We start from the raw sequence: 17015 nt of genomic DNA, 5'->3' as shown, positions 1-17015 counted from the left end.
GTTGGTCAGGCATCACGGTTCCTCTCGCGTACGCCGGCGCGCCCGTTGGGCAAGGACCACGAACAGCAGGAACAGCAGGATCGCGACGCCCACGGCGGCCGGGCCCCAGGCAGGGCCGCGCTTCAGCAAATTGCTGAACGCGTCGTTCTCGCCGGCTGTGTCCCGCGTCAGCGTCGCCGAATTGGTGTCGAGCGTCACCACCGGTCCCGCGGAGGACAAGAGGCTGATGTCGCCCGCGCTCAGCAGGAACGGCTTCTTCCACTCCGGGGCGTTCGCGCCGATGGTCCGGTAGACGAGGCCGATCTGGTGGCCCGACGTCACCGCCTCGATCACCCCGAGATTGGTGAGCGAACCCACGTCCAGCATGGTCTGCTGGTTGCTGCCGGTGATGGCGAGGCGGCTGCCCTCCACCTTCGCCTTGCTGGTCACGTTGCCGATGCGCGTGTCGATGGCGAGGAATGCGCCGTCCGGGGTGATCTCGGCGCCGTCGCCGGCCACCGTGAGGATCGCGCGCTCGGGCGTCACGCCGGAGGCCACGGCGAGCGCAATCACCCGCCGCAGGGTCGCGGGATCGCGCAGATAGGCTTGCGGGATGATCACGTTGGCGCGGGTGGCGAGGCGCGGCATGGCGCCGAAGAAGTCGACCGTGGCGGGGGCATCCACCAGCACCGCGCGGCTCGAGGGCAGCACCGCCACCGGGAACGCCTGGGGCGTCTCGCGGCAGCGATCGCTCATGGGCTGGCGCTGGAACGAGATCTTCAGCACGTTGCGGGCCGCCAGCGCATAGCGCGGCACCTGCACCGGAATGCGCTCCGTGATGCCGTTGGCGGAGAGCCGCCGGGCGCCCAGCAGATATTCGTTCAGCATGATCGAGGCGATGGGCGAGGAATCGCCGGCGCTCGGTGCGGCGGAAACGTCCACCAGGAATTCGGAGGGCACGCGCCCGCCGCCCAGCAGGGTGCCGAGATCGAAAGTGGCGCTCCAGTCGCCGCGGGCCAGCACGTCGAAGGTGCCGGTGCGGCCGCCGAGGCGCGAGAGGTCGATGGAGGTGACGCCGGAGAAATCCGGCGTCGTGGCGACGCGCACGTTTGCCGCGGGCACCACCAGCATCTGCCGCCACAGCTCCGACAAGACGCCGGACGCCTGCGCCGCCGCCTGGGCGGAAATGGCGATGACCGGCTTGCCGGCGATGGTCACGAGGCGCACGTTTTCATCGCCCTGGGCCGCATTCGCCATGAGCTGGGCACGCAGCGGCGCGAAGGCGCTGGCATTGTCGGGCGAGCCGGCACGCAGATCGTCTTCCAGGGCGCGCACGGCCTGGTCCATCTGGTCGCGGATGCTCGGGTCCTCGATCACGAAATCGGCCGAGAAGCCACCCTGGCGGGCGAGCGCGATATAGGCGCCGAGTTCCGCCCGGCTGGCGATGCGATGGCGGCCGCCGCCGGAGAAGGCGGCGAAGGCCGGCACGGCGGCGAGGCCGGGCGACAGCACGATGCCGGAGGTGTCCACTTCCTGCCCGACGGTGGGCATGACGGCGATGCGCGGCAGCTTGCCGGCCTGCTGGAGCACGGCGCCGATGCGCCAGGCCGCGTCATAGGTGGCCTTGGAGAGTTCTCCCGGTGGGATCAGGATCACCGGGCGGGGCGGCAGGGCGCTCCAGGCGGTGGCGAGATCGCGGATATCCGAGGCGTTATAGGTATAAGTGAAGCGCGTGGCTGGATTGAATTCCAGGATATTGCCGATGGAGCGCTCGTCGCCGCACAATTCCTGCGAGATCGCCGAGGACCAGGCGAGGTTGAGATTGACGAAGCCGGTGGGGCGGATGTCGCCGGAAATCGGCAGGATTTCCGAGACGATGCCCTTCTCGCCCTCCACCGGCCGGGAGAATTGCGGGGTGCCGTCCACCGAGACCACATAGGTGGTGTGGCCGCCGTCGCCGCGCAGATAGCGGCCGTCGAGCTTGATCTGGGCGTCGCGAATGCGCACGCCGGCGGGCACGGGCAGGAAGATTTCGCGCCGCGCATCCATGCCCCAGAGCGAGATCGGCCGGTCGATGCCGAGGTCTTCCAGGTTCAAGGACACGGTGATCGCGCGGTCGCTCGCGAGGCGGGCGAGGGCCGCCGCGGGGGTCTCGGGCACCGGCGCGGCCTGGGGCGCGGCGTCTTGAGCCTGGGGCGCGGCGCCCGGAGCCGGCTGCGCCTGCGGCGCTTGCCCGGTTTGAGCTTGCCCCGTCTGGTTCTGGGCCAATTGGAGTGAGGCCGGTCGGGCACGGGTCATCTGGGCTTGGGCGTCGCGGGCCGGTGCCGGCGGGGTCTGCGCGTGCGCGTGTGACGCGGCAAAGGCCGGTGCCATCGCGGCGAGCGCAAGCAGGACCCGTAAATGACCTTGGTGCTTAATCATCGTCATGTCTCGAAAAGGAATTGTTCGGGGCTTCTTCTTGTATCGGTCCGCCTGCGCTGGGGGATTGACACTGGAAATCCCAGACCGAAAACCACGAACGCTGCGTTCTGCTTCTCGGGCAATGGTCGGGAAAAAGTTGGATATCCTGTGGATAGCTAGAGCGCAAGAAGAATCAAACTTACTATAATACCGTTTTACTAGGCTTTCCGCTTGCGACGCCGCGAATTGACCTGACGTCGCGGCGATCACGTGCGTGAAAACGCCCGGCCGACCGGTTTCCCGAGGTCCCATCCCTGGAGTGGTGGAACACATCTCTTCGCCCCCCGGTGCCTGCGCGGCGACGATGCCTCGGCATTCGCCCCACAGCCGCGTTTTCGTCCCACATCCTGCCCAAGCGGCGGTCGATGTCGACCAGCCAAGCGGACGTCCCGCTTCCTCTATTGCATCCCTTGGTTAAATTTTTTCCGCGTCTGCACGTATTTGTCCCCGTTTCCGCCCGGCATTCGCCCTGCGCGGGCAGCGCCGCCGCAGGCTATGGACAGGGGCGGGCGGCCTTTGCTAAAGGTTGAGGCCCCGGCCGCGCTTCGCGATCCGGGCGGCGCTGTTTTCCCCCAAGGACGATTGCTCAAGGTCTTTTCAAGGGCCTTGTTTCACTCCTTGCGGCGTTGCGGGCGTAGTTCAGTGGTAGAACGACAGCTTCCCAAGCTGTATGTCGTGGGTTCGATTCCCATCGCCCGCTCCAATTCCCGGCCGCCACGCCGCATGCGGCGGTGAAGGGACGGGCCGCGCGAGACCTGCGAACATGGCCAAGCCCATCACGAGGCCCAAGCTCATCATGCGGATCGACTTTCCCCCCGAGGATCGGCTCGGGCGCGGCAAGATCGAATTGCTGGAGCAGATCCGCAGCGAAGGTTCGATCACCAGCGCCGGGCGGGCCATGGGCCTGTCCTACCGCCGGGCCTGGATGCTGGTGGCGGCGATGAACCGCATGTTCTCCACGCCAGTGGTGGAATCGAAGCGCGGCGGCGGCGGGGGCGGTGGGGCCGCGCTCACCGCGTTCGGCGAGGAGCTGATCACCCGTTTCCGCGACATGCAGGCCAAGGCGCGACAAGCGCTGGCGCAGGATCTTTCCTGGCTCGAAGCCCATTATGTGCCGCCGGCCGAGACGGATGAGACAGACGACACCGGCGAGGCGGGGCGGGGCCCGGCCTTGCCCTAATCATTCATCGGTTGACGCCGTTGAAGCTGAGTATCGTCATGCACGGGCCTGTCCCGTGCATCCCCGCGGCCCCGCCGGCATCGGCGTTTCAAGGGTCGCACGGGCGGCTCGGCGTGGATGGCCGGGACGCACCCGGCCATGACATCCGATTACTGGCAGACAATGGCGCGCACCTCCCCCGGCGCCCCGACGATCCACCACGCTACTGCACGTCGATTGGCCCTAGCGCTCCGCCAGCGCCACGGATTTCACCACCGCGCACACCGCCAGGCCCGGACGAAGGCCGAGCATCTCGCACGAAAAGGTGGTCAAGCGCGCCAGCAGCGATTGCCCGCCGCACGCCAGGCGGATGTCGACCATGCCGTCGACCGGCTGGCCGATTTCCGCGATCTGCCCGTCCAGCACGTTCAGCGCGCTGAGGCCCTGCGGCGGGGTGAGCGCGATCATCACGTCGCGCGCGGGAACGCGCACCCGCACGCTCGCGCCCGGCGGCTGATCGCAGAACGGCACCCGCATCAGCCCGCTGCCGGTGTCGAGGACCGTCATGTGGTGGGCGGGGTCGTGGGCGGCGACCTTGGCCTCGATCACCGCGCCGCTCTCCGCGCGCCCGGTGGCCGCCACGAGATCGGGCTGGGTCAGCACCTGGTCGGCGGGCCCGACGGCGCGCGTGCGCCCGTCCGCCAGCACCACGATGGTGGAGGCGAGGCGCGAGACCTCGGCCAGGGAATGGCTGACATAGACGATGGGAATGTGGGTCTCGTCCCGCAGCCGTTCGAGATAGGGCAGGATCTCGGCCTTGCGCGCCTCGTCGAGGGCCGCCAGCGGCTCGTCCATCAGCAGCAGGCGCGGCTCGGAGAGCAGCGCCCGGCCGATGGCGACGCGTTGCTTCTCCCCGCCGGAGAGCGCATTGGGCCGCCGCTCGAGCAGATGGCCGATGCCGAGCAGGTCCACCACCTGCGCGAGATTGCCCGCCCGCAGGGAAGCCGGCGCGAACCAGCGGCCGAACAGCAGGTTGCGCCGCACCGAGAGATGGGGGAACAGGCGCGCTTCCTGGAACACATAGCCGAAGCGCCGCTTGTGCTTGGGCACATAAATGCCGCGGGCGGTATCCACCAGCACCACGTCGTCGAACACCACCCGGCCGGCATCGGGCCGGATCAGCCCGCCGATCACATTGACCAGGGTGGACTTGCCCGACCCCGACGGCCCGAACAAAGCGGTGACGCCGGCGTGGGAGGCGAAGTGCGCGTCGAGGGTGAAGTCGCCCAGCTTCAGCCTGGCTTCGACCAGCAGCGTCATCGCAGATCCGCCTTCTGGCCGGCAAAATGGGCGAGGATTTCCGAGGCGACCAGCGCCGCCATGGAGATCGCCACCGATATCAGCGTCAGGCGCAGGGCGCCGGCATCGCCGCCGGGCACCTGGGTGAAGCTGTAGATGGCGGCCGAGAGGGTCTGCGTCTCGCCGGGAATGTTCGAGACGAAGGTGATGGTGGCGCCGAACTCGCCCATGGCTTTCGCGAACGAGAGGATCATGCCGGCGATCACGCCCGGCAGGATCAGCGGCAGCGTGACGGTCAGGAATACCCATATCGGGCTCGCGCCGAGGGTGCCGGCGGCATCCTCCAGCTTGCGGTCCACCGCCTCGATGGAGAGGCGGATGGTGCGCACCATGAGCGGAAAGCCCATCACCGCGCAGGCCAGCGCCGCTCCGGTCCAGCGGAACGAGAACACGATGCCGAAATGCGCATCGAGAAAGGCGCCGATGGGGCCGCGCCGGCCGAACAGCAGCAGCAGGATGAAGCCCGTGACCACGGGCGGCAGCACCAGGGGCAAATGGACGATGCCGTTCAGCACCGATTTGCCCCAGAAGCGGCCGCGCGCCAGCGCGAGCGCCATCAAGATGCCGAACGGCAGGCTGGCCAGCATCGCCACGGTGGCGATGCGCAAGGTGAGAACGACCGCCGTCCATTCGTCGGCGCTGAGATGCAGGAAATCCACGCGGGCCTTCCGGACGTCGGAGAAGGGGCGGCGCGCGCGCGGCGCGCCACTCGCCTCACTTTAGGATGGTGAAGCCCTGCTTCTCAAATGCCGGCTGTTCCTTCGCCGCGCGCATGAAGGCGAGGAAGGCGGCGGCGTCGGCGTTCTTGGAACCCGCGACCAGCGCCACCGGATAGATGATGCGCGGGTGGCTGTCTTCCGGGAAGGTGCCGACGATGGCGACGTTCGGGTCGGCGGCGGCGTCGGTCTGGTAGACGATGCCGTAGGGCGCTTCGCCCCGCGAGACCAGCAGCATGGCGGCCCGCACGCTCTCCGCGCCGGCGACCTTGGCCTCCACCGAGGGCCAGATGTCGAGATAGGTCAGCGCCGCCTTGCCGTATTTGCCGGCCGGCACGCTGTCCACCGACCCCATGGCGAGGCGCCCGCCCTTCAGCAGGCCGGCAAGGTCGAAGCCCTTCTTGATGTCGACCGGCTTGGCATTGTCCTTGGGGGCGATCAGCACCAGGCGGTTGCCGAGGAAATTGAACCGGCTTCCCTCCTGGAGCAGCTTGTGGCTGGCGGCATAGTCCATCCAGTCGAGATCGGCGGAGATGAAAATATCGGCGGGCGCCCCGGCCTCGATCTGCTTGGCGAGCCCGGAGGAGGCGGCATAGGAGATGCGCGTGGTCTTGCCGGTTTCCTTGTGCCAGTCGGCCGCCACCGCATCGAGGGCGTTCTTCAGGCTGGCGGCGGCGAAGATGGTGACCGGCTCGGACTGGGCATGGGCCGCGCCGGCCAGGGGCATGGTGCCAAGCCAGGCGCCGCTCAGGGCGAGGCATGCGATTTTCAGCCAGGTGCGGCGAGCCAGGTTCATTGTCCCTCTCCGGTACGGTGCTTGGTGCAGCGCGATATATTTTGAAATATAGCGCCGCGACGATTTTCGCTAGCGATATATTTTCTAAAATATGTCGATGTGCGGCGTGGCGGACGGGAGCCCACCGGGCTCCGCGCCAGCAGTGGAGGGTGATCATGAAGATCAGTGCGCGGAATGTGTTGAAGGGCAAGATCCTGGAAATCACCAAGGGCGCGACCACGTCCCACGTGCGCCTGGACCTTGGCGGCGGCGCCACGGTCACCGCCTCCATCACCAATGAGGCGGTGGACGAGCTGAAGCTCGAAGTCGGCCAGGACGCCGCCGCCATCATCAAGGCGTCGGACGTGATGATCGCCGTCCATTGAGGTCAGGCGGGAGCCGCCGGGCGTGGCTCCCGCCCCTCGTTCCACCCGCCCGTCCGGTCCGCCTCAGGCGTCGGGCGGAGGGTCCAGGGGCTGGCCCAGGGTGCGAAGGGTCCAGCGCCGGCCGTCGGTGCGCAGGTCGCTGCGGGTGAGCGGCGCCACGTCGATCTGCCAGAAGGCGCCAGGCGGCGCCTGGAGAAGGCCGACCGCGATCGCCCGGACGTTCGCCGCATGGGTGCAGGCGATGACATGGCCATGGCCCTCGCGCTGGCGGTCCAGCCAGGCCTCCATGCGGGCGATCAGCGCCGCGAGCGATTCGCCGCCGTGCGGCGCTGCCTGCGGCTCGCCGCGCCAGAGGGCGAGCGCGCCAGGATAAGCTGTGTCCACCTCGGTGAAGGTGCGGCCCGCCCACAGCCCGCAGTCCCAATCGCGAAGATCCTCGTCGTTCTCCGCCTCAAAGCCGAGCGCGCGTGCGGTCTCTCTCGCGCGCTCGGCTGGCGAAGTCCGCACGCCGTCGGGCCGCCGCAGCCGGCCGCGCCACGCCTGGGTCTGCGCCAGGGCGAGCGGCTCCAGCGGTTCGTCGCGCGGAAAGGCGCCGGCCCGCAGGGCGGCGGTGGCACCGTGGCAGATCAGCGTCAGGCGGTTGGCCATGGCGATGGGGCACCCTTGCGGCAGCGGGCGGAGGAGATCGGCCGGCGCGCCGGCGCGCGTCTGTTTTCGCCAGATTGTTCGTTTGACACAACCGGCTTCGCGCCAATAGTGTCGATGCTTCGCTGCGGGTGAGGAAGTCGGTGAAAATCCGACACGGTCGCGCCACTGTAAGCGCCACGCCATTCCGGCCGTGCCGCAAGTCAGACCCGGCCCGCAGGACGATGTTCGATTTCGGGACGCGCAATCCCAGGAGACTGACCATGGCCGACACCGTTCTTTCCGGTTCCTCCCTCGGCGTTGCGGCCGGCACGCAGACCATCTCGGTCAGCGAACTTCTGCCCTGGGCGGTGTTCGGCGGCCTGCTGATGCTGCTCGCGCTTTATTTCGTCGGCGCCGAACAGGGCGCGACTTCCCTCATCCCCGGCATGTATGTGCATGAATTCCTGCACGACGGCCGCCACCTGCTCGGCTTCCCCTGCCACTAAGGGGCATGCGACATGGTTGGGTCTCTCCTGCTTCGCGGGATGCTTGTTGGCGTCCTCGCGGGCTTGCTCTCGTTTGGATTCGCGCGCGTCTTCGGTGAACCCGCGGTCAACCGCGCCATCGCCTTTGAGGAAGCGCATGCGGAAGGGCCGGCGCCCGCCGCCGCGCCCGCATCCCCGGCGGCGACGCCGCATGTCCATGCCGACGGCAGCACGCACATGCATGCCGCCGCCCCGGTACCCGCCGCGGCCGAAGGCCATTCCCATGGCGGCGAGGAGGAATTGGTCAGCCGGTCCACCCAGGCCGGGCTCGGCCTGCTGACCGGCACATTGGTCTATGGCGCCGCCATGGGCGGCATTTTCGCGCTGGTCTTCGCCTTTGCGCTCGGGCGGGTGGGCCCGTTGTCCCCGCGCGCGACGGCGGGGCTGCTGGCGCTGGGCGGGTTCTTGGCCATCGCCCTGGTGCCGGGGCTGAAATATCCCGCCAATCCGCCCGCCGTAGGCGACGGCGCGACCATCGGCTTCCGCACCCAGATGTTCTTCCTGATGCTCGTGGCCTCGCTGGCCGCGCTCACGGGCGCGGTGCTGCTGGCCCGGCGGCTCGCCGCCCGCCACGGTGTGTGGAACGGGGTCGTCGCGGCGGCGCTTGCCTATGTGGCGGTGATTGCCCTGGTGCAGACGATGCTGCCGACCATCAACGAGGTGCCGGCCGAATTCTCGGCCTCGCTCCTGTGGGAGTTCCGCATCGCCACGCTCGGCATCCAGGCGGTGCTGTGGGCAACCCTCGGGCTGGCCTTCGGCCCGCTCGCCGAGCGCAGCCTGCGCGCCCATCGCGGCGCGCGCCTCGCTCCCGCCGGTGCCCTGCGCTGACGGGCTTTCGCTGAGGCGGATCGGTGAGCCGCGGGGGGGCGCTTTGACGGACCCCTCGGGTGCGGCGCCGGTGGGGTCCTCGTGGTCGCCGTCGGCCCACGCCGATCACTTGGAAGCGGGCGGATGCGGCGTGCCGAAATTCAATGCGAAATATTCGCCCGAAAAGCCGGTGTGATCGGCTGGAAAAGTGCGGTCAAGCGCCAGTAAACCGATGTTCGTCTGCGCTAAGCCATTGTTTCACGTGAAACATTTTCTGTCACCCGGAGCGATGCCGAGGACCGGTGCATCAGGAGAGCCCGCGCTTTTCCCGCGCGCGGGCGGGCTTGCCAGTGGCGGCGGCTTTGTCCTGCCGGCCTGAAGCGGAGGTGTGCTAAAGGCTCGCGGCCGCCCGGGCCGCCTGGTCGTAATGGCCGGAAAGCGTGCGCAGCAAGGCCGCGATCTCCGACAGCTTTTCGGGGGGAATGCCTGTCGCGGCAACGGTTTGCGTCAGCAGCGCCTCGCGCACCTCGCGGTAGCGCTGGCAGGCGAGGCGGCCTTTCTCGGTGGCGTTCAAGGTCTTCTCCTTGCCGCGCCGGCCGCTGGACACCAGCCCCAGGGCCTGGAGCTTCTTCGCGGCATAGGTGACGAGGTGGGTATCCTCCACATCCAGCACCAGGCACAGATCGGCGATGGTCTTCGCCCGGTCCCGATGGGCCACGTGGTGCAGCACCAGCACATCCAGCGACGACAGATCCGGCAAGCCCGCCGCCGCCATGCAGCGGACCATCCAGCGCTGGTAGCCGTGGGTGATCATGTTGAGGCCGAATTCCAGCTCCGACAAGGCCGGCAGGGCGCCGTCGGCAAGATGGGCCGAGGAGACGATGGAGCCGAGCGGACCGGACGAGATGGGGCGATCGGTTTCACCGGCCGGTGCGGGAGAGGCGGGGCGTCGGGTCATACGGCTTGGCGTCCGGCTGTTCTTGCGGGCGGAAATGCTCCGGCCCGAGAAGCCGGGGCCGGAAGCGGGGAGCGTCGGCAAGGCCTGCCGCTCCGGCGGCGTGGCCGGCCCTGCGCGGGCCGGCCGATCGCGTCATGTTACGCCACCGCCCTCACTTCTTGAAGGCGGCGAGGGCGGCTTCCCCGTCCGGGCCCGCCTTCTTGATCCAGTCGGCGGTAAGCTGCGCGCCGATCTTCTCGAAGCCGGCCCGCAGTTCGGCGGAAGGCGCTTCCACCTTCATGCCCTTGGCCTGGAGCTGCTCCACATACCATTTGCTCTTCTCGATGGAGCTCTTCCAGCCGCGTTCCTCGGCGGCGGCAGCAGCCTTCAGCACGGCCTCCTGGGTCGGCTTGTCGAGGGCATCGAAGGCGGCCTTGTTCACGAACACCATGTTCTTCGGCAGCCAGGCCTGGACGTCGTAGAAATAGGGGATGCTTTCCCAGATCTTCACGTCATAGCCGGTGGCGGCGGAGGTGATGAGGGCGGTCACCACGCCGGTGGCGAGCGCCTGCGCCAATTCGGCCTGCTGCACGGTGACGGACTGGGCGCCGAGCAGATCGCCGATGCGCGAGGTGCCGACATTATAGGCGCGCCACTTGGCCCCCTTCAGATCCTCGACTTTGGTGACGGGGTTCTTGGAGAAGATGCCCTGCGGCGGCCAGGGCACCGCGTAGAGCACCATCAGGCCCTGCGCTTCCATCTTCTTTTCGACGAACGGGCGCGAGGCCGCCCAGAGCTTCTTCGAGCTTTCGTAGGAGGTTGCGAGGAACGGCACCACGTCGATGCCGAAGATCGGATCCTCGTTCTCGTGGATCGACATGATGACCTCGCCCGCCTGGGCCTGGCCGGTCGCCACCGCGCGCTTGATCTCCGGCGCCTTGAACAGGACGGCGTTGGGATGCAGCGTGATCAGCAGCTTGCCGCCGGACAGGGTTTCCACGTCCTTGGCGAACTGGGCGATGTTTTCCGTGTGGAAATTGTCCGCCGGATAGGCGGAGGGAAGGTTCCACTTGGTCTGGGCGAGCGCTGGGGCCGCCGAGAGCGCGGCGATGCCGGCGGCGACGAGCACCGGTGCGAGGAAACGCGAGCGTGCCATTTAGTATCCCTCTTCTGGTTGGCTGTGACGGCGGTTTTTCACCCGGGGAAGGCCCAGCGCGGCAGCACCAGGACGATCTCCGGGAAGGTCGTGATGATGATGACCGCGACGTTGAGCAGAATGAAGAATGGAAAAGCGGCCTTGGCCACCGAGAGCGTGTCGCGCCCGCTCATGTTCTGGAGCACGAACAGGTTGAAGCCCACGGGCGGCGTAATCTGCGCCATCTCGACGTGAATGACGAGATAGACGCCGAACCAGACCAAGTCGAAACCCGCCTGCTTCACCATCGGCAGCACGATCACCGCCGTCAGGACGATCATCGAGATGCCGTCGACCAGGCAGCCGAGGATGATGTACATGACGGTCAGGGCCAGGGCGAGCTTGCCGGGGGTGAGGTTCAGCCCCTGCACCCATTCGGCCAGCGCCACCGGGATGCCGGTATAGGCCATGGCAGCGGTGGTGAAGGCCGCGCCGGCGATGATCAGCATGATCATGCAGGACAGGCGGGTCGCGCTCATCACGCTCTGGAGGAACGCCGACCAGGTGAGCGTGCCGCTCCAGGCCGCCAGGGCAAGCGCTCCCATCACGCCCCAGGCCGCGCATTCGGTCGCCGTGGCGAGGCCGAGAATGAGCGAGAGAAACACCCCCGCGATCAGCAGCAGGCACGGCAACAGCCGCGCCGACTGGCGCATCTTCGCCCGGAAGGGCATCGGCGGGTCGCGCGGTGGCGACTTGGACGGGTTCAGCAGCGACCAGATGATGATGTAGCCGCTGTAAAGCGCCATCACCAGCAGGCCCGGCAGGAAGCCGCCCAGGAACACCTGGAGGACCGAGACATTGGCCGTAACCGCATAGACCACCATCGGAATCGATGGGGGAATGAGCAGCCCCAGCGTGCCCGAGCCGGCCAGCGTGCCGATGCTCATGCCCTTGTCGTAGCCGCGCTTGTCCAATTCCGGCAGGGCGATCTTGCCGATGGTGGCGCAGGTGGCGGCGGAGGAGCCCGAGACGGCGGCGAAGATGCCGCAGCCGATCACGTTCACATGCAGCAGCCGGCCCGGAAGCCATTGCAGCCAGGGGGCCAGGCCGCGAAACATCTCCTCCGACAAGCGCGTTCGGAACAGGATTTCGCCCATCCAGATGAACAATGGCAGCGCGGCCAGGGTCCAGGAGGCGGTGGCGCTCCACACGGTGGTGGCGAGCACCTGGCCGATGGGCACGTTGGTGGTGAGGACCATCGCCGCTAGTCCGACGATGCCGAGCCCGAAGGCGATCCACACGCCGCTCGCGAGAATGGCGACAAGCAGCAGAAGCAGCACGATGGAGAGCTGCGCCAAGTCGAAATGCGTCATGGCTCAGACGCCTCCGCCGGCGGCGATGCGCTCGACCAGTTCATCGGGCGAGGTGGCGGGTTCCTTCTCGTAGCGCGGCCGGTTGCCGCCGGCGACATGGACGAATTCGTCCACCATCGCGATCAGCAATATCACCAGCCCCGCCGCATATCCGCTCTGGGGAATCCACAGCGGCACCGCGATCACGCCTTGCGACATGTCTTTGAAGAGCATGGATTCATACGCTAGCTGCACGGCGTGCTTCGCGAAAAAGGCGAGGAACGCGATGCCGATCGTGAGGGCCACCAGTTCCGCCACCTGCCGGGCGCGGCCGTGGAGCCGTTCGAGCAGCAGGCCGACGCGGATCATGTCGCCGGCCTTGAAGGTATGGGCGAGGCCGAGAAAGGCCATGGCCGCCATGCACCAGGCGGTGAAATCATCTCCGGCGGGAACATTGAGGCCAAATTCGCGGCCGGCGGAAAGCGCGATCATCAGGCCGAAGATCGCGAGCAGGAAAAGCCCGGCCAGGATGCCGGAGAGAAAATAGAGCCCGTCGAGCGCCTTGCGGATCATGCGCGCCCTCCGTAGCCCGGCTGGTGGCGGCGAGCGGCTATGTCCGGAACCTTCGCGGCGTCCCGCGCACACGTCTTCGGCCGCCGTCGCTGGCGGAATTCTTCGCTGGTCATTTGAACCCCTCAAAGGTCTGTGCGGCCCCCTTCGGGCAAGGCCCTGGGTGCTCTCGAAACATATGCTGGCCTGACGCTGTCATTTCGTCAACAAAATGTTGACGTTTTTTCTCCGTCATGACTTCATTCATCCCGCAGCCCGACGCTTTGCGGCGTCCAAGCATGCGCGCGATGCCGCAGAGTGGGGCAGAAGGATCGAGAATAAGAAATTCTAATTTTGAGCCCATTCATGCCGAAATCGATATCAATTTCCGGTTGGGTGCGAGGGGGCGGATTCAGCAGCACGGACCGCTCGGGCCGTGCAGAAAACGGGCCAGCCGGAAAACGCGCGATGCCCGAGACGATCAGACGATGCAGGGGACAGACATGACGATGACGGCGGATGCGGAGGTTTCCTCGGGCAAGCGCGGGGCTTGGGAGTTCTGGATCGACCGGGGCGGCACCTTCACAGACATTATCGGCCGCCGCCCGGATGGCACGCTGGTGGCGCACAAGGTGCTTTCGGAAAATCCTGGCGCCTATCGCGACGCCGCCGTGCACGGAATTCGCGAACTGCTCGGTCTCGCGGCGCAGGACCCCATCCCCGCCGGCCTCGTCTCTGCTGTCAAAATGGGCACCACGGTCGCGACAAACGCGCTTCTGGAGCGCAAGGGCGATCGTACGCTGCTGGTGACAACCCGCGGCTTCAAGGATGCGCTGAAGATCGGATATCAGGCCCGGCCGAAGATCTTCGCCAAGAAGATCGTGCTGCCGCACATGCTGTTCGAGCGCGTGCTGGAGGTGGGCGAGCGCGTGCGGGCCGACGGCACCGTCGAGGCAGCACCGGATCTGGACGCGGTGCGCGCGAGCCTCGTGGAGGCGCGCGAGGCCGGCATCGTGGCGGTGGCGATCGCCTTCATGCACGCCTATCGCTTTCCCGAACACGAGCGGCAAGTGGCCGCTCTGGCGCGGGAGATCGGTTTTCCGCAAGTGTCCGTGTCACACGAGGTGTCCCCGCTCATCAAGCTGGTGGGGCGGGGCGATACCACGGTGGTGGATGCCTATCTCTCGCCGATTCTGCGCCGCTATGTGGGGCAGGTCGCGCAGGAGCTGGGCGCGGGTGATCCCGACGGCGCCGATCCCATCCGCCTCATGTTCATGATGTCATCGGGCGGCCTCACCGCCGCCGACCTGTTCCAGGGCAAGGATGCGCTGCTTTCGGGTCCGGCGGGCGGCGTGGTCGGCGCGGCGGAAACCGGCGGCATCGCCGGGCTTGAGCGCATCATCGGCTTCGACATGGGCGGCACCTCCACCGATGTCTGCCACTTCGATGGAGAGCTGGAGCGCGCTTTCGATACGGAAGTCGCCGGCGTGCGCATTCGCGCGCCCATGATGCGCATTCACACGGTTGCGGCAGGCGGGGGGTCGATCCTGCATTATGACGGCGCGCGCTTCCGCGTCGGCCCCGACAGCGCCGGTGCCAATCCCGGCCCCGCCTGCTACCGGCGCGGCGGGCCGCTCGCGGTCACCGACGCCAATGTGATGCTCGGAAAGCTCATCCCGGATTTCTTCCCGAAGATCTTTGGGCCGAATCAGGATCAGGCGCTGGACGCGGACGCGGTGCGCGAAAAATTCGCGACGCTGGCGGCCGAGATCGGCGACGGGCGCACCGCCGAGGCCGCCGCCGACGGCTTCATCACCATCGCGGTGGAGAATATGGCCAATGCCATCAAGAAGATCTCGGTGGAGCGCGGCTATGATGTCACGCGCTATGCGCTGACCTGCTTTGGCGGGGCGGGTGGGCAGCATGCCTGCCTGGTCGCCGATGCGCTCGGCATGAAGAGCGTCCATATCCACCCCTTCTCGGGCCTGCTGTCGGCCTATGGCATGGGCCTTGCCGCGATCCGCTCCCATCGCACCAAGGCTGTCGGCGTGCGTCTTGCGCCGGAGGGGCTGTCCGCGCTCGGGCAAACCCGCGACGCGCTCGCGGGCGAGACGGTGGCGGAACTCGTCGGGCAGGGGATTGCTGCTGGTGATGTCGAGACGCAAGCCAAACTGCACCTGCGCTATGAAGGCACGGACACGCCGCTTTCCGTGACGCTCGCCGACGTGCCCGCCATGCTGGGAGAGTTCGAGGCCAAGCATAAGGCTCAGTTCGGCTTCATCTCACCGGAAAAGCCGGTGGTGGTGGAGGCCATCGAGGTGCAGTCCTCGGGCGGCGGCGCGGGCATTGCCGAGGCCGACCACCCGCTCAGCGAGGGCGCCCCCCAGGCGGACCGAACCGCACGCTTCTATTCGCGCGGCGAATGGCACGAGGCGCCGGTGGTGCTGCGCGCCGCCTTCCGGCCGGGCATGGTGCTGCAAGGCCCCGCCATCATCATCGAGCCCAACCAGACGGTGATCGTAGAGGCCGGTTGGCGGGCGGATGTGACGGTGAAGGATCATCTCCTGCTGACCCGCGCCGTGGCCCTTAAGCGGGCCGAGGCCGTGGGCACGCATGCCGATCCGGTGATGCTGGAAGTGTTCAACAATCTCTTCATGTCGATCGCCGAGCAGATGGGCGTGACGCTCCAGAACACCGCCTATTCGGTGAACATCAAGGAGCGGCTGGACTTTTCCTGCGCGGTCTTCTCCGGCACCGGGGAACTGGTGGCGAATGCGCCCCACATGCCGGTGCATCTCGGCTCCATGGATCGCTCCGTGGAAACGGTGATCCGCGAGAATGAGGGCGCTATTCGCCCCGGAGACGTGTTCGCGCTCAATGCGCCCTACAATGGCGGCACCCATCTGCCGGACATCACCGTGTGCTCGCCGGTGTTCGACGATGCCGGGAAAGAGCTGCTGTTCTGGGTCGCTTCGCGCGGCCATCACGCCGACGTGGGTGGCGTCGCGCCCGGCTCCATGAGCCCGCGCGCCACGATTATCGAGGAGGAAGGCGTTTATATCGACAATTTCAAGCTGGTGGACCAGGGCCGCTTCCGCGAGGAGGATCTGCTGGGCCTGCTTTCCGGCGCGAAATATCCCGCCCGCAATCCAGTGCAGAACGTGGCCGATCTCAAGGCGCAGATCGCCGCCAATGAGAAAGGCATCCAGGAACTGCGCAAGATGATCGCAATCTTTGGGCTGGATGTCGTGACCGCGTATATGGGCCACGTGCAGGACAACGCAGAAGAGAGCGTGCGCCGCGTGCTCGACCGCCTCAATGACTGCGAATACAGCTATGAGATGGACCAGGGCACGGTGATCAAGGTGAAGATCACGGTGGACAAGGCGGCGCGCCGCGCCACGGTGGACTTCACCGGCTCCTCGCCCCAGCAGGAGACCAATTTCAACGCGCCGGCCCCGGTCACGCGCGCGGCCGTGCTCTATGTGTTCCGCGTCATGGTCGAGGATGAGATCCCCATGAACGCCGGCTGCCTGCGGCCCATCGACATCGTCGTGCCGCAGGGCTCCATGCTCTCGCCGGTCTATCCCGCGGCGGTGGTGGCTGGGAATGTGGAGACCTCCCAGGCGGTCACCAATTGCCTGTTCGGCGCGCTGAAGGCCATGGGCGCGTCCCAGGGCACCATGAACAACCTCACCTTCGGCAATGAGAAGATCCAATATTACGAGACCATCTGTTCGGGTTCGCCGGCCGGCCCGGGCTTCGACGGCACGGATGCGGTGCACGTGCACATGACCAATTCGCGCCTCACCGATCCGGAAATCCTGGAAACCCGCTTCCCGGTTCTGCTGGAGGATTTCCACGTGCGGCCGGGCTCGGGTGGGCGCGGGCAGTGGAATGCCGGTGCCGGCACTTACCGGCGCATCCGCTTCCTGGAAAAGATGGACTGCGCGCTGCTGTCCTCGCACCGCCGCGTACGCCCGTTCGGCGTGGATGGTGGCGAGTATGGCGCTGTGGGCGAAGGCTTCGTACGCCGGAACGATGGTTCCTATGACGTGCTGGAGGGCTGCGACCAGACCGTGCTGGAAGCCGGCGAGGCGGTGATCGTCATTACCCCGACGGGCGGCGGCTTCGGAAATCCCGCACTGCGCAAGGGGTGAGAGAAGGTCGGGATGGCACCGCCTGCGATGCGCGGGCGGTGCGGTCTCGCCTTTTGATCCCGATCAATA

14 protein-coding genes, 1 tRNA gene and 1 riboswitch are annotated in these 17015 nt (G+C 67.2%); of the genes, 6 read left to right on the top strand and 9 right to left on the bottom strand.

Translation table 11 applies throughout. The features are described 5' to 3' along the window. Nucleotides 1-12: 12 nt before the first annotated feature. A complete protein-coding gene (locus V5F78_RS16880; RefSeq protein WP_394067320.1) occupies nt 13-2277 on the bottom strand; it encodes a hypothetical protein in 2265 nt (754 codons plus the stop codon). 790 nt (nt 2278-3067) lie between these two features. Between V5F78_RS16880 and V5F78_RS16875 the strand changes: the two genes are divergently transcribed. Next, a tRNA-Gly gene (locus tag V5F78_RS16875) sits at nt 3068-3142 on the top strand. Nucleotides 3143-3202: 60 nt separating this feature from the next. Then, nucleotides 3203-3619, top strand: coding sequence for a winged helix-turn-helix domain-containing protein (locus V5F78_RS16870; RefSeq protein WP_394067318.1), 417 nt, complete (start codon nt 3203-3205; stop codon nt 3617-3619). A 222-nt stretch (nt 3620-3841) separates the two neighbouring features. Here the strand turns inward: V5F78_RS16870 and modC are convergent, their stop codons facing one another. The 3 genes from modC to modA are packed head-to-tail and all read right to left on the bottom strand — an operon-like array spanning nt 3842 to nt 6469. Further along, nucleotides 3842-4918: a molybdenum ABC transporter ATP-binding protein gene (gene modC, locus V5F78_RS16865; protein ID WP_394067316.1), complete on the bottom strand. Its 1077-nt coding sequence runs from the start codon at nt 4916-4918 to the stop codon at nt 3842-3844. Beyond that, nucleotides 4915-5616 carry a molybdate ABC transporter permease subunit gene (gene modB, locus V5F78_RS16860; protein ID WP_394067314.1) on the bottom strand — a complete coding sequence of 234 codons (702 nt, stop codon included), beginning with the start codon at nt 5614-5616 and terminating at the stop codon, nt 4915-4917. Before modB ends, modC begins: the two co-directional genes overlap by 4 nt. A 55-nt stretch (nt 5617-5671) precedes the next feature. Next, entirely contained in the window at nt 5672-6469 is a 798-nt protein-coding gene (gene modA / locus V5F78_RS16855) for a molybdate ABC transporter substrate-binding protein (protein WP_394067312.1), read from the bottom strand. 155 nt (nt 6470-6624) lie between these two features. On the opposite strand from modA, the gene V5F78_RS16850 reads away from it, so the two are divergent. Then, complete coding sequence (locus V5F78_RS16850; protein ID WP_394042335.1) at nt 6625-6834, top strand: TOBE domain-containing protein; 210 nt, start codon at nt 6625-6627, stop codon at nt 6832-6834. 63 nt (nt 6835-6897) lie between these two features. Here V5F78_RS16850 and V5F78_RS16845 read toward each other — a convergent pair whose 3' ends face one another. Further along, complete coding sequence (locus tag V5F78_RS16845) at nt 6898-7482, bottom strand: histidine phosphatase family protein (RefSeq protein ID WP_394067310.1); 585 nt, start codon at nt 7480-7482, stop codon at nt 6898-6900. A gap of 109 nt (nt 7483-7591) precedes the next feature. Further along, nucleotides 7592-7711, top strand: a riboswitch (cobalamin riboswitch). Nucleotides 7712-7742: 31 nt separating this feature from the next. Between V5F78_RS16845 and V5F78_RS16840 the strand changes: the two genes are divergently transcribed. Then, nucleotides 7743-7967 (top strand): CbtB domain-containing protein, encoded by a 225-nt coding sequence (locus tag V5F78_RS16840; RefSeq protein ID WP_394067309.1) that lies wholly within the window; start codon nt 7743-7745, stop codon nt 7965-7967. 12 nt (nt 7968-7979) lie between these two features. Beyond that, complete coding sequence (locus tag V5F78_RS16835; RefSeq protein WP_394067307.1) at nt 7980-8834, top strand: CbtA family protein; 855 nt, start codon at nt 7980-7982, stop codon at nt 8832-8834. Nucleotides 8835-9204: 370 nt separating this feature from the next. On the opposite strand, the gene V5F78_RS16830 is transcribed toward V5F78_RS16835, so the two are convergent. From V5F78_RS16830 to V5F78_RS16815, 4 genes are all read right to left on the bottom strand, one after another. Continuing rightward, nucleotides 9205-9771, bottom strand: a complete 567-nt coding sequence (locus tag V5F78_RS16830; protein ID WP_394067305.1) for a winged helix DNA-binding protein — start codon at nt 9769-9771, stop codon at nt 9205-9207. 151 nt (nt 9772-9922) lie between these two features. After that, nucleotides 9923-10906, bottom strand: coding sequence for a TRAP transporter substrate-binding protein (locus tag V5F78_RS16825; protein ID WP_394067304.1), 984 nt, complete (start codon nt 10904-10906; stop codon nt 9923-9925). 38 nt (nt 10907-10944) lie between these two features. After that, complete coding sequence (locus V5F78_RS16820; protein ID WP_394067302.1) at nt 10945-12258, bottom strand: TRAP transporter large permease; 1314 nt, start codon at nt 12256-12258, stop codon at nt 10945-10947. Nucleotides 12259-12261: 3 nt separating this feature from the next. Beyond that, the gene (locus V5F78_RS16815) at nt 12262-12810 is read right to left on the bottom strand and encodes a TRAP transporter small permease (RefSeq protein WP_394067300.1); all 549 of its coding nucleotides are present in this window, start codon (nt 12808-12810) and stop codon (nt 12262-12264) included. 479 nt (nt 12811-13289) lie between these two features. On the opposite strand from V5F78_RS16815, the gene V5F78_RS16810 reads away from it, so the two are divergent. Next, nucleotides 13290-16946, top strand: a complete 3657-nt coding sequence (locus V5F78_RS16810) for a hydantoinase B/oxoprolinase family protein (RefSeq protein WP_394067299.1) — start codon at nt 13290-13292, stop codon at nt 16944-16946. Nucleotides 16947-17015: the final 69 nt, after the last annotated feature.

Origin of the sequence: Roseixanthobacter glucoisosaccharinicivorans, from assembly GCF_043195095.2 — a bacterium.
GTDB lineage: Bacteria > Pseudomonadota > Alphaproteobacteria > Rhizobiales > Xanthobacteraceae > NCEH01.
The sequence above is the reverse complement of the archived record's forward strand: the minus strand, read 5'-3'. Positions and strand labels throughout refer to the sequence as shown.

What these genes read in the sequence shown, in the direction of transcription:
- V5F78_RS16880 (WP_394067320.1), bottom strand. Translation starts at nt 2,277, where the DNA reads ATGACCCGTGCCCGACCGGCCTCACTCCAATTGGCCCAGAACCAGACG.
- V5F78_RS16870 (WP_394067318.1), top strand. Translation starts at nt 3,203, where the DNA reads ATGGCCAAGCCCATCACGAGGCCCAAGCTCATCATGCGGATCGACTTT.
- modC (WP_394067316.1), bottom strand. Translation starts at nt 4,918, where the DNA reads ATGACGCTGCTGGTCGAAGCCAGGCTGAAGCTGGGCGACTTCACCCTC.
- modA (WP_394067312.1), bottom strand. Translation starts at nt 6,469, where the DNA reads ATGAACCTGGCTCGCCGCACCTGGCTGAAAATCGCATGCCTCGCCCTG.
- V5F78_RS16850 (WP_394042335.1), top strand. Translation starts at nt 6,625, where the DNA reads ATGAAGATCAGTGCGCGGAATGTGTTGAAGGGCAAGATCCTGGAAATC.
- V5F78_RS16845 (WP_394067310.1), bottom strand. Translation starts at nt 7,482, where the DNA reads ATGGCCAACCGCCTGACGCTGATCTGCCACGGTGCCACCGCCGCCCTG.
- V5F78_RS16840 (WP_394067309.1), top strand. Translation starts at nt 7,743, where the DNA reads ATGGCCGACACCGTTCTTTCCGGTTCCTCCCTCGGCGTTGCGGCCGGC.
- V5F78_RS16835 (WP_394067307.1), top strand. Translation starts at nt 7,980, where the DNA reads ATGGTTGGGTCTCTCCTGCTTCGCGGGATGCTTGTTGGCGTCCTCGCG.
- V5F78_RS16830 (WP_394067305.1), bottom strand. Translation starts at nt 9,771, where the DNA reads ATGACCCGACGCCCCGCCTCTCCCGCACCGGCCGGTGAAACCGATCGC.
- V5F78_RS16825 (WP_394067304.1), bottom strand. Translation starts at nt 10,906, where the DNA reads ATGGCACGCTCGCGTTTCCTCGCACCGGTGCTCGTCGCCGCCGGCATC.
- V5F78_RS16820 (WP_394067302.1), bottom strand. Translation starts at nt 12,258, where the DNA reads ATGACGCATTTCGACTTGGCGCAGCTCTCCATCGTGCTGCTTCTGCTG.
- V5F78_RS16815 (WP_394067300.1), bottom strand. Translation starts at nt 12,810, where the DNA reads ATGATCCGCAAGGCGCTCGACGGGCTCTATTTTCTCTCCGGCATCCTG.
- V5F78_RS16810 (WP_394067299.1), top strand. Translation starts at nt 13,290, where the DNA reads ATGACGATGACGGCGGATGCGGAGGTTTCCTCGGGCAAGCGCGGGGCT.